This is a genomic window from Agromyces sp. Y182, assembly GCF_059445385.1.
Genome location: NZ_JCAIUF010000002.1, coordinates 21,101 through 32,480, shown reverse-complemented (window position 1 = coordinate 32,480; position 11,380 = coordinate 21,101). Strand labels below are relative to the sequence as shown.

The window sequence follows — 11,380 nt, the reverse complement described above, 5'->3', positions numbered from 1 at the left end:
TGCACCGGGTCGGCGGGATCCGCCGGATCGTAGTTTTCCGCCGGATGCTCATGCTCTGAAGGTGCGCCAAGCCACTCTGTTTCGTCACCGACGAAACAGCGAAGGCCTCGATCTGCAAGAGGCGTGGAATCGCTGGGTGTCCAGGCCGGAAGGGCGGCGCTCGACGCCGAGAGCTCGGAGGATGTCCTGCTGGGGCGAATTCGATCTTGGCCGTTCAACGATAGCCCGGCTGGCAAATCAGCCTTCCGTTGGCTGTTGCGTTCGAGGCATCTTGACCGGGGCACTATCGCGGGCGGATCAGACAAGAATCGTGCCGTCGACGGATGCCGCCCCCACAGTCCATGTTCGAGAGCGAGGCACCGTCTCAGTCGGCGACCGGCTATCGGGCATATCGCGGATGCGACGGCCCACTAGCGTTGACGCATGGATTCGTGGAGCGGGCTGACGATCGACACCGGGGAACTCCGCGAGGTGTTCGACCGACTTATCACTCATTTAGAGCAGACCAGAGGCGAGTCCGTCACCCTGCACGAGGATTACTTCTATTCGCTACCGTCTCCGGATATCTACGATGTGACGAACGACCCGCCGTCGCCAACGATTGGACAGCTCACCGAATCGTGGGCCAACCTCCACCGCACCCAAGACACAGACTCGACAGACACAGACTCGACCGTAACATTCGAACTGGTGTGGCTAGGTGACCTTCTCAACGCGCTTGGGCACTTGGCGTAGATGGATCCCTATGGGAAATGCGGTGAAGCGGCGTATCGGCCACCATCTCGCGTAATCCAGACCTTTCGCCCCAGTACCTGAGTGAGCACCTGTTCGGCGTCGCGAAGTCCGGCCTCTTCTTTCGACTCGGGAAGCACGAACCAGATCTCGTCCTCACTCTCGGTTGGCACGAATCGAGCCTTCGCCGACTCGCCCAAAAGTCGGATGGTGGCGGCAACTGCCGCCCGCTGTCCGACATTCGTCCGCTGGTTCAATCCCTCGACACTCGCCACGTCACTAGTATCGGTCGACCAGACGACCACATCCCGCCGCGCCGCAGGCCGGTCCCTCAGCGGGCGGCGGCGAAGTCAACCAGTTGAGGTGGCCAAGCCGCGGTCGTATAGCCACAACGATCATTTGTGGATGCGCGGCGTAGGCCACTGCGTCAGCTCGCAGATTGCTGCGCCTGTGCTCTGACCCAGTCATCGAACTTCTCCACGTTCTCGCGCTGCGCTGGCCTCACGTCGTCTCTGCGGCCGGTCAGGCACGCGTCCAGAGCTTCACTGGGACCCTGATCCATCAGAAGCAGCGCCTCAGCCGCGGCGAAGTGCTCCCTGAAGTGTTCCCCCTTGGCGAAGCCGAGATCGCCTCGCCGTACCCGTTCCAGCATCCTGTCCCGAGCCAAGAGAGAGTCGAGGAGATCCCAGCCCGACTCCTCCAATCGCCTCACCATGTCGGTAACAGCATCTGTCGCGGAGACCTGGTCCTTGATTTCCCACCAACCGTCCAGGTCGACAGGGGTTCCAGTGGGGTGCAACCTGTCCCGGTAGAGCCCGAGGAATTCGGCGATGGACTTGGGCATGCTCGGTCCAAGTCGGAATCGCTGCCAGCGCAACCACGGCTCGGGAGCAGCCGCGATGTTGATCACACACTTCAGGGCCTCTGAGCTGCTCCACGACGACGACTGGACATTCACCACCACCCAGTCGCCAACCGAGTTCGACTTACGCCAGGTCGGTGCCGAGCCCTTGTAACCATGGCCCCGTGCGTTCGGCCCGAGCACCTCGCGTAGTGCCGTCCTAAGCGCAGCTTGTGCAGTCACGAAGACACCATCCCACACACCGGAGAGTGCTTGCCTTCGGACGAACTCCTCGCATGCGATGCGCGCACATCCCGACACTGGTTCCAACCGGCCGACGTCGAGCGGCGCCAACAGGCATCACAGCGGCACGGCGCATGGCACACATCCACGTTCGATGGGTCGACCTGTGTCGCGAGACTGATGCGGGGATGTTCCCTGCCATGATGCGATCATGAGCCTTCCTAGTGACCCGGTCGACGAGGCCAGCGCAGAATCTGACGAGCCGCCGGCGCCGGTCCAGCCGGTTTCGTTCTCGCGCTGGAGCGCGGAGGCGGTGGACTTCGAGTACATCGGCATGGATCCCGACAACCCACAGCCCACGGAGCTGATGGTGTTCATCTGCGCCTTGCTCGGCGCCGCGGCGCTGGACGCGGACAAGGTCGTTTTCGTCGTCACCGGAGACTTCGTCGAGTCCGTGAAGCAGCGGCTACCTGAGGGGTCATACAGGGACAGCTTCGACACGCGGCGCGGCGCGGGAATGGTCGCAGCGAAGACGATGAAGGTCGGCGACGAGATCCACGTCGTCTTCCCACAATGGATGTTCGTCGATACGGCCGCGGCGCAGCGGCTCTTGGAGCCGTACGAAGCCGCCGAGATCGTGGACACCGAGGCCGCTCGAGGGCAACACGTTCGTAGAACTGCCGTCCACGAAGCGCAGCATGTGGCGATCGCCCAGCGTGGTGAAGACACGGTAGTCCTCGAAGGTCTCGGCTGGGCGAGCGAGAACCTCGTCAGTGTGGCGGCCCAGATTATCGAGGAGTACCGGGCGGAGATGGGGGTTCCGGAGATCCTGAGGGAAGAGCAGGAAACCCAGCCTCCTCTCGACGCTCTCGAGCATCTCCGGGAAGATCTCACTCGCATCGTCACGGTCGAGTACCAGCACCATCTTGACGTGGGGAAGCTCTCCTACGACGTCGTCCAGCAGACCCATCATGTCTGGAAGGTGCTGGCGTATCTGGCCGCCGCGCGGCGGGTATACGGCATCGAACTCGGCACACCGTTCCCCGACGACGTGCGCCACTCGGAAGCATGGCAACTGATGGCCGGGCCGCTGTGGGATCGCTTCGAAGCTCTTCTGAGCGAGATCCCCTCGGGCCAGGTGAGTGTCACTCCCGAAGAGCTACAGCGTCGCGCACGCGAGCTCGCAGACGTCCTGTTCGATTGGCTACGGCTCCTCGGGTTCCGATGGGAAGACGTCGGGGACCCTGCGGATAAGAACTCCCGGTTCCTCATCGAGTCCTGGGATCTATTCGGCTAAGACACCCGCACGTGACGCAGCCACAGTGCCGCGTGCACAGGGTCCTCCCGGTATCAGACCAGTTCCGCGCGACCGGACGCCTCACTGACACAATGACTGCGTGACGAATAACGCAGGCTTCTATCTCGGCGTCGGTACGGTTCTCAGTGAGTCCGTCACCAGCAAGATCCGCACTGCCGGCAGTACATATGTCTCGAAGTCGCTGAGCTCCACTCCTAGGAACTGGGGGCGGATCGTCGAGCTCGTTGAGCATCCTGATCTCACAGGAACCCTCGTGAAGCTGACCGCTCGGGACTTTGCGCGAATCGTCAGCCACGACTACGCCCCTGCCGCCGACGCAATTTTCGAACGCCTTGTGACCAAGCCCTACTTGCTGCTGGTTCACGAAGAGGTCATGAGCCCCCGTGATCTCGAGTTGACATCGGGTGTCAAGATCGAGCGGCAGAGCGATTGGGAAGGCGAAACAGAGTGGGGGGAAGTTACCGACTGGGACGGTGTCGAGTGGAATGACCTCGCGGCGCGAGAGTACTTCGGGAGGCTCCCAAAGGAACTGAGGGAGCGAGTTCAGCAACGCCTCGCTTCGCACGGGCTGACCGTGACGACCTACAAGCGCAATGCTGAAGCCTCCGTCTTCGCGACGGCGTTCGTCGAGGACACGCTGAACAACCTGCTCTTCAGGATCTACGTGCCGGCGGGCCGTCTCTACGAGGACGAGTTCGCGCGCCTGCTCGAGCTGTTCCATGACTGGCTGGGCGCAGTAAAAGGTCAGACTGTGAGGCAGTCCGGATACAGGACCCCAAGCGGTCGCGTCGTCGAGTTCTTCGGCGAGCCGGGGATGACCGCAGACACGGTAAGCGATGAGCTCCAGGAGTTCGCGCGGTTTCTGAACCTCGTCGAGGACGCTGCGTCTGCGGAAGAAATGCTCCAGGGCATGGGCGTGGCGCCGGCGCGAGCGAGCGAGCTTGTGCAGAAGTACGCCCGGGCAGCGCGAAGGGTGCTCGTCGACACAAAACACACGCGGGAACGGCTCATCCTCGGCATCCAGCAGCAGCTCGAGTCGGAGCTCGTCGACGAGTTGCCTGAGGTAGCGTCTTCGGAGCTGGGTGATCTGGTCGGCCGGCTTGTTCCGACGTCGCCGTTCGAGGCGAGCCCTGCGACGAGGGGGCTATCCGGTTCAGCAAATCAGCTGGGAGGCCAGACCGGCAGTTCGTCAGTGATCAACGTCCAGATCATCCAGCGCGTCGAGGGAATCGTCGCTCAGAATCTGAACGGCCCCGTCACGCTCGGCACGCCAGCGGCGGACATCATCGAACTTATCCGTCAGTTCGGCGGCGATTCCGCCGATGAGCTGGAGACCAGCGCACGCGAGCTAGCGGATACGGGTGCGCCTCCCGCAGCGCGGCTGCGTGCGCGTGAGCGTATCAAGGGCTTCCTCGTCCGTAACGGCGCCCGCATGGAGCAATCCGCGTACAACAGCGCGTGGAAATGGGTCGTCGACAGTCTCGGCGACTGGTTGGCGTAGCCCCAGCGGTTAGACCGTGCATGACCCGGTGCGGATGAGTTGCCATGCGGCTAAGCGCAGTCAGGCGTTAGCGTCCTCGCGCGGAGGAATGTGATCGTTTTCGACGTGTACGGCCTTCAGCCCGTAGGCGCGAGCGCGGAAGACCATGCTGTGATCCATCGAGGCGATGAACGTCTCTGACGCGAACGGCTGCAGTTGTCCCGCTCGATCGATGATGTCGCGGTCGACCTCCGGTAGAGGCGCCCGTTCGTTGTCGTCGACCCACACCCGAATAGTCGCATCGGAATCTGTGTTATCGGGGATGAACTTCGCGGGGGTGTTACCGGAGTAGACGAGGTCTCCGAGCCATCTCAGCGCGACTCGAGCATTGTTTCGCGTCCGGTCCGGGCCGCGGTCCTTCAGTCGGTCGAGTTCCTCGACGACCTGGATGGGGACGACGAAGTTCGCCGTCCTCGTGGGCTTGTTCACCACGTCATCCCACCGGATCTTGGTCATCCTGGGCCCGGCAGCGACGAGGACGTTCGTGTCGAGGATGATTGCTGGGTTCCCGCGGCCCCAGCTACTCACTTCGTCGTCGAGCTGCTGCGTCGCGAGATCGAGCGCCTGGATCCGTGCGTCGATCTCTGCGTCGATGAGGAAGCTCAGACCGGATCCATAGTCGGCGACCGCCATCGTCTGGAGCATCTCGAACTGGGCACCGAGCATGACGTCGCGGATGCTCCGTTCGGTGAACTGCGCTCTGGCGCGAGCCGGCGCCGACGCGCTCCAGCTTCGCCAAGCGTTCAGGCGGCCCACCGGCTGGGCTTCCCCTCCCCGGACGTTCTCGAGCGCGCGCCGGAGTTGGACAAGCACAGCACGGGCAGCGGGCGCTTCAGCGCCGACACGGAGCTCGATCACTCTGTCACGTTATCCGTTGAACGATCGGTGACCGGGGCAGAATCACCTGAAGCGTTCCCCATTCTTCTCTGCCTCTTGCATGACGCGCTCTGCATCCATGTCCGACGCCAACCCTTGAGCGAGCATTTCTTCGCCCTTGATCGATCCGAAGTCAGCCTTCTTGGGGAAGGAGAGTGGCTTGAGTTTTCGCATCGCGCGGAGCCGCGTCACGAGTTCTCTCTCGTGCTCCGACTGGCGATTCAGCATGAGTTCCTGGCCGGGGCGCTGGAATGGGGGCACGAGAAGCATCACGCTCGCACCTGTATACCCATCGAAGTTCGCTTGAAACTCCGGCGGCATCGTGATGCTGAAGCGCCGTGCTGCAGAGGTGAACTTCTCGGTGAGAGGCAAGCCCTGCTCGGCGGCGAGCTTGATGCTTTCGGACGGTAGTCGTCGCAGAGTCAGCAACCCGAAGTTCCTCACTTCGGCTCCAACCGCCAGCATCGCTAAGCCCGTTGTGAGTACGTCTTCCTCCCACTTCTCCTGCTGAGCGCGATCCGCTTTGGTTCTTTCTGTGTGGCGGGCATAGAGGTATGTCAGGAACCCACCGATCAAGAGGAACGCGCCCGCGATAGCTGGCACTCCCCACCACGGTTGTGCGCTTTCCCCGGTCCCAACGATCTGGATCAGCGTCGGTGTGGGGGTCAGAGTCGGCGTTGGCGGCATGGCCACAATCTAACGGTGACCTATTTGTTTCCCACTTTCGCCCATCGCGAAGCGGAAAGCACACCTCCCCGCGACCCACAGCTGCGCCAGGAGTCACTTCGGCGCGATGAGGGATCGGCGAGTGGGCGAGACTGTACATGTGGAACCGATCATCTTGCTTGGCAGCGAAAGCGAGGGGTTATCCGTCCTGGGCGTTAGTGGCCTGCAGGGCAGTGCTCCGGAGCAAGCACTCGTGCAAGTGAGCACCGATGGGTTGAGGGCTACTCGATGGATAGCGGAGTACCCGGACTTTCGAGGCTTGGTGAAGTACTTCACCGAGCTGGAGCGTCATTGGCGCGGGTGGCCCGGGACGAAGTCGTGGATCTCCCTTGAAGGAGATCTCGCGTTCGCCGCTTCGCATACGGGCTCCCGTGTGGTCGTCTCCGTGAGCCTCGAATCACCCTCGACATGGAAGGCACAGGCCGAAATGAGTGTCGGGGCAGGCGAGGAACTTTCAGCTGTGCGACTCGCGGTTGCGCGCCTCTTGGACCCGTGAAAGACGTCACGCAGCCGCGAGACAACCCTCGACCGAGGCTTCGTTGAAGGATCCCTGAGTGGCGTAGGAGCGTGATGTCAGCCGATTCGTTCCAGCAGCTGTCGGCCCGGTGGAGCGAGAGACTGCGGCGTACTGCGTAACCAGGCGTGCAGCCGGATGAGCACCGGCGTCGCCGCTTGAGTACGGTTCACCAGGCTCACAATGACCAGGTTGAACATGGTTGCGATCGCGATCGAGCCGCCGGCGACTTGCGAGAAGGCCATTCGGACGAATGCGGTGTCGTCGGGAGCCGAATCGCTATTGAAAGCGAAGGCGAGCGCGAACGGCACCACAGACACGCTGGCAATGACAAGACCAAATGGGATGACGTCGCGCGGCCGGCTGTTCTAACGTCAGCCTCCGCCGTACGCTGGCGGCACCGATCGCCGGCGAGGCGACGAGTAAGGGGGCACACCGACACATGACCACCGCCGACTTCACCGACGTCCGAGGTATACTCCGCTCGCTGAGCCTCAGCGAGAGCGACTTCACAAGCGATGCGGTTGTGAAGCAGATCGCCGAGTTCAAGAGCGCGGTGGACAGCCTGGACGCAAACGCCGAGCCCTGGGTGATCGAATGGCTCGACCAGGAGCACTACAAGGGCGCCGTGCTGTTCACGGCAGCCAAGGTCAATTGGAGCAAGAACCAGACCGACCCCGGCAAGCCCTTTGACCCGCGCAGTCGCGCCGCGATCGTCTCCCGGTTCAACGGTTGGACGGTCGAAGTGCTCGACCGCCTGGACGTCTACGAACGCTCGTCGCGACGCGCGGCCGACGTCGCTCAATGGCTCGACGGCCTGGCGCATTTCCGAGCCGATCCGGTGCACCAACCCTGAGGATGGGCCCGCACCGCCAGTGCGACAACGGCAGCGAGCAGCGACCGCAGCGGCCGGATGTCGGTGGTCACTCCTACTCTGGACATGCTGAATGCATTTGGGAAGGGCGGCGGCAAATGGCAGGACTCAGCAGGGCACAGATCGAGGCGAAGTTGCGTGCGGCGCAGCGCGAAGCGGAGCGCAAGTTCAAGGCAGAGGTTGATCGCGTGAATCGCGAGAACAAGCGCCGGGTCGACGAGTACAACCGCAAGGCCGACCAGCACAACCGGGAGGTCGTCGAGGCTCAACAGCGCCGCGTTAACGCCTACAACGCCGAGGTCGCCCGAGTGAACGCCCACAACCAGCGCGTCAACACGCAAAACCAGCAGACGAACACTCGCAATCGCGCCACCGTCGCCGAACTCAACCGCCAGTTGCGCTCCGCTTCCACGGGCCCCAGGTACACGCCCGCCGAGCAGAGCCTCGCTGACCGTCTGCAGGAGCGCGCCGCACAGCACCCCGAGCGCGAGCACGACGCGTTCCTCAGCTATGCGCGCATCGACGGGGCGGACGTCGGCGTCGCGCTTCGCGAAGAGTTGGATCGCCTGGGCGCATCCGTGTGGTTCGATGAAGTGGCGATCATACCCGGCAAGAGTCAGGCCCTCCAGATGGATAAGGGGCTGCGGTCAGCGCGATGCGGCATCGCGCTGCTCACGCCCGCCTACCTGACAGGTCGGTTCTGGACGGAACGGGAACTCGGTGCTCTCCTACACAAGGAGACGCTCATCCCCGTACTTCACAACGTCACATTCGCGCAGGTAGCCGAGTACAGCGGCATCCTGCCCGATCTTGCCGGGTTCGAGACTGCCCGCGACAGCATCCAGGACATCGCGGCGAAGATCGCCGCCGCGATCCTCCCGGCTAGTGCCACCCTCACGTCGTAGGCCGACCGGTAGACATCCCTCATCGGGCTGGCGGAATTGGCGTGGGATACGACGTTTCGGCGCGCCACTACTGCGCTCCGAATCTCGCTCGGTCCAAGCGTCGCTATCAGGCACCGCCGAGCGCCACACGTTCGACGACATGCCACCATCCGGGTTCCGCCGACCCGTCCATAAGGCTGAGAGCCGCGACTCTCGACTTGAGCGGAAGCCGAGGACGAATCGCGTTCATAGCCGCACGCATGAGTTCCACATCACCTCCCTCGCCGATCGTGACATGAGGGATCACCTCGTCGAATGCACCGCCGTATGGAGGGCACTCTGGAAACGCGTCAATCACCTGGAGAATGAGGCTCTCGAACTTGCCTGGTTGCGACGGTGCGAGCCAGACCACCTGATCGGCGAACCAGCCGAAGCCGTCGAATACGGCATCGAAGGGGCTCACTCTCTTCGCGACGGCCTCGAGCCGGCTCAGTGTGGTGTGATCCTCAGCTTCGGGCAGCACGAACGGGTAAAGCAATGTGAGGTGCGCAGGCATCCCCCACCGCCGCGAGGGATCGAGGGTATGGCGGTGGTCGTCGAGGACTGCGTCAAGCTCCGGTAGCTCAACAACGATCGCGCTTTCTCGCTCTGTCGCCATACAGCCATGATTGTCCACGACGGCGCAGCCGTGCACCCGCAACCCGGGGAGGGATCCTCAGCTGGGACGGGGTTGTGCTTTATCGGCGATTGGACGGAGTCGGGCGACGTTCGAATCGGAGATAGTGAAGGAGACGGCAACAGATGCGCAGCGCTGCACGCGAGGCAGCACGTGCGCACCTACCTGTCATGGGAGCGATGTGGGCCACGCACATCGCCTCGCCCATGCCGTCCAAGTCGGGCTGTACAGCTCGGGTGACGCGCACACGGGTCACCGGCGCGATTGTGCCTCAGGGAGAAGAGCCCTGATCACACGGTGGGGGTGATTCGCCCCCACCGTCAATTCTGATTAGACGGCGTCGTACGGCGAGACCGTCCTGGACACCCGCATTCATGCTGGCCGTCGTTCCTCTGCCGAGCGTCTCGATCAGTCTTCATCCCGCCTGAACGCTCTTTCCAGCAGTTCCACCGTCGCCGGGTTCACCAGTTCCCGACGTTGGATGTAGTGCTGCACCGTGATCTTCGTATCGGTGTGCCCGAGCAACTCGGCGGCGAGTTCGACGCTCGCGTTGTTGTTCACCGCAGTCGCGACGGTGCGCCGGAACAGGTGCGGTGTCACTCCGCCGATGCCTGCCCCCTCGAGCACGTGTCGTAGCTGACGCCGGACGTTGGCCGTGGTCAGCGGAGTGCCCTCGCGCGAGCGGAACACCAGCGACTCCGGGTCTGGGCCGAGGGTGCCCGCAAGTCGACGCCGCACCGCCTCGGCTGTGAACGACGGCAATGCGACGATGCGCCGGGACTTCGCCGTCTTCGGATGGTCCTGCCGGAACGTCGGCTCGCCATGACGGCTGATGATAGTCCCGGCGATCCTGATCGTCGGCGTCGGTCCGGTGACGTCGACGTCGCGCCGTCGGATCGCGAGCACCTCACCGATGCGGGCGGACGTGCCGAGCATGACCTCGACGATCGCGCCGAGTTGCCCATCGGGCCGGGGACCTGAGCTGTGGCCCACGCCGGACTCCCAGCGGGCGATCACGGCGCGGATCGCGTTCACCTCGACGCTCGTCAGGGCGTCCGGCATCCGGGCCTCACGGTAGACGCGGGAGACGTGATGCATCGGGTTGGCCGGCAGCACCTCGTGCCGCACCGCGAGTTCGAGCGCGAGCCGCAGCACGACGCGCGACTGCTTCGCGCGGTTGTACGAGATCCTCGCCTGCTCCTTGATGAAGCGGTCGCAGCGGGCCACCCCGATCTCACGCAAGGTCAGGTGCTCGAACACCGGCAGCACGAGGGTGCGCATGTTCCGCTCGTACAGGATCCGAGTCGTCTTCGAGATCCGGCCCTCGAGGTCGATGTCCTGCAGCCAGTACGCGACGAGGTCGCCGAAGGGGCTGTCCGGCGTCAAGTGGCCGGAGCTGCATGCGGGCTGGAGCTCCGAGCGACCCGCGAGCTTCTTCTTCAGTGCTCGCTCGGCTGCCTTGGTGGTGTCGGCGGTGGCCTGCACGATGCGTGAGCGACCGTCCCAGTCGCGATACCGGGTGCGGGCTTCGAATCGCCCGGATGGCAGGATCCAGGTGGTGATTTCGCCGAAGCTGCCGATGGTCAGTCGTGGCCGGCCCATGTCAGTTCGCCACCCCTCGGAACACCGGTGCGGCGACTACGCCGATTCCCGCTGCTCGGCCACCCAGGCGCGTACGTCCGAGACGGCGAACTTCAGGTGCTTGCCGAAGCGGTAGGCCGCCGGCCCTTTGCCGCGGGTGCGCCAGTCGTAGAGCGTCGAGACGGGCACACCCAGATAGGCAGCCAGCTCGGCGACGTCCAAGAGGGGCTCGAGCCCGAATGCGTCGGCGGGTACCGTCGCCGAACTGATCGGCAGATCCTCGTGCGGGTTCATACCCGTCAGGTGCGCATCGCGCCCCGGAGCAGTCGGAACCGACCGGAGATGACGCGGCCGCCTCGGACGGCACGTCCGCATCAGGGGTGCTGCAGGGGTGAAAGTGATGGGTTTTCGATGGGAGGATCAAATCTCTTAACCTCAAAAGTCCCGGAAACCCTTGAGTTTCCGGGACTTTCTGGTCGGGCTGACAGGATTTGAACCTGCGACCCCTTGACCCCCAGTCAAGTGCGCTACCAAGCTGCGCCACAGCCCGATGCCATCGGATTTCGCCGAAGACA

14 protein-coding genes and 1 tRNA gene are annotated in these 11,380 nt (G+C 63.6%); 6 read left to right on the top strand and 9 right to left on the bottom strand.

Annotated elements, in window-relative coordinates; genetic code table 11:
- The first annotated feature begins 423 nt into the window (after positions 1–423).
- Positions 424–735: a hypothetical protein gene (locus tag AC1C2R_RS14630; RefSeq protein WP_495380441.1), complete on the top strand. Its 312-nt coding sequence runs from the start codon at positions 424–426 to the stop codon at positions 733–735.
- A gap of 8 nt (positions 736–743) precedes the next feature.
- Here AC1C2R_RS14630 and AC1C2R_RS14625 read toward each other — a convergent pair whose 3' ends face one another.
- Both AC1C2R_RS14625 and AC1C2R_RS14620 read right to left on the bottom strand, forming a co-directional pair.
- Positions 744–905 carry a hypothetical protein gene (locus AC1C2R_RS14625; RefSeq protein WP_495380440.1) on the bottom strand — a complete coding sequence of 54 codons (162 nt, stop codon included), beginning with the start codon at positions 903–905 and terminating at the stop codon, positions 744–746.
- Between the two features lie 254 nt (positions 906–1,159).
- Positions 1,160–1,816, bottom strand: a complete 657-nt coding sequence (locus AC1C2R_RS14620) for a DUF4304 domain-containing protein (RefSeq protein ID WP_495380439.1) — start codon at positions 1,814–1,816, stop codon at positions 1,160–1,162.
- A 211-nt stretch (positions 1,817–2,027) separates the two neighbouring features.
- On the opposite strand from AC1C2R_RS14620, the gene AC1C2R_RS14615 reads away from it, so the two are divergent.
- Positions 2,028–3,113: a hypothetical protein gene (locus AC1C2R_RS14615; RefSeq protein WP_495380438.1), complete on the top strand. Its 1,086-nt coding sequence runs from the start codon at positions 2,028–2,030 to the stop codon at positions 3,111–3,113.
- A gap of 100 nt (positions 3,114–3,213) precedes the next feature.
- Positions 3,214–4,635: a hypothetical protein gene (locus tag AC1C2R_RS14610; RefSeq protein ID WP_495380437.1), complete on the top strand. Its 1,422-nt coding sequence runs from the start codon at positions 3,214–3,216 to the stop codon at positions 4,633–4,635.
- Between the two features lie 60 nt (positions 4,636–4,695).
- Here AC1C2R_RS14610 and AC1C2R_RS14605 read toward each other — a convergent pair whose 3' ends face one another.
- On the bottom strand, positions 4,696–5,532 hold the full coding sequence (locus AC1C2R_RS14605; protein WP_495380436.1) for a PIN domain-containing protein: 837 nt from the start codon (positions 5,530–5,532) through the stop codon (positions 4,696–4,698).
- A gap of 42 nt (positions 5,533–5,574) precedes the next feature.
- A complete protein-coding gene (locus AC1C2R_RS14600; RefSeq protein WP_495380435.1) occupies positions 5,575–6,237 on the bottom strand; it encodes a hypothetical protein in 663 nt (220 codons plus the stop codon).
- 106 nt (positions 6,238–6,343) lie between these two features.
- Here AC1C2R_RS14600 and AC1C2R_RS14595 point away from each other — a divergent pair, with 106 nt between their 5' ends.
- On the top strand, positions 6,344–6,772 hold the full coding sequence (locus AC1C2R_RS14595; protein ID WP_495380434.1) for a DUF6228 family protein: 429 nt from the start codon (positions 6,344–6,346) through the stop codon (positions 6,770–6,772).
- 77 nt (positions 6,773–6,849) lie between these two features.
- On the opposite strand, the gene AC1C2R_RS14590 is transcribed toward AC1C2R_RS14595, so the two are convergent.
- Positions 6,850–7,101 (bottom strand): hypothetical protein, encoded by a 252-nt coding sequence (locus AC1C2R_RS14590; protein ID WP_495380433.1) that lies wholly within the window; start codon positions 7,099–7,101, stop codon positions 6,850–6,852.
- Between the two features lie 131 nt (positions 7,102–7,232).
- On the opposite strand from AC1C2R_RS14590, the gene AC1C2R_RS14585 reads away from it, so the two are divergent.
- On the top strand, positions 7,233–7,646 hold the full coding sequence (locus tag AC1C2R_RS14585) for a hypothetical protein (protein WP_495380432.1): 414 nt from the start codon (positions 7,233–7,235) through the stop codon (positions 7,644–7,646).
- 2 nt (positions 7,647–7,648) lie between these two features.
- Positions 7,649–8,569: a toll/interleukin-1 receptor domain-containing protein gene (locus tag AC1C2R_RS14580; protein ID WP_495380431.1), complete on the top strand. Its 921-nt coding sequence runs from the start codon at positions 7,649–7,651 to the stop codon at positions 8,567–8,569.
- A 106-nt stretch (positions 8,570–8,675) separates the two neighbouring features.
- Here the strand turns inward: AC1C2R_RS14580 and AC1C2R_RS14575 are convergent, their stop codons facing one another.
- From AC1C2R_RS14575 to AC1C2R_RS14560, 4 genes are all read right to left on the bottom strand, one after another.
- Complete coding sequence (locus AC1C2R_RS14575; RefSeq protein ID WP_495380430.1) at positions 8,676–9,206, bottom strand: 2'-5' RNA ligase family protein; 531 nt, start codon at positions 9,204–9,206, stop codon at positions 8,676–8,678.
- Between the two features lie 426 nt (positions 9,207–9,632).
- Positions 9,633–10,826 carry a tyrosine-type recombinase/integrase gene (locus tag AC1C2R_RS14570; RefSeq protein WP_495380429.1) on the bottom strand — a complete coding sequence of 398 codons (1,194 nt, stop codon included), beginning with the start codon at positions 10,824–10,826 and terminating at the stop codon, positions 9,633–9,635.
- 36 nt (positions 10,827–10,862) lie between these two features.
- Positions 10,863–11,099, bottom strand: a complete 237-nt coding sequence (locus AC1C2R_RS14565) for a helix-turn-helix transcriptional regulator (protein WP_495380428.1) — start codon at positions 11,097–11,099, stop codon at positions 10,863–10,865.
- Positions 11,100–11,278: 179 nt separating this feature from the next.
- A tRNA-Pro gene (locus tag AC1C2R_RS14560) sits at positions 11,279–11,355 on the bottom strand.
- Between the last annotated feature and the right edge of the window lie 25 nt (positions 11,356–11,380).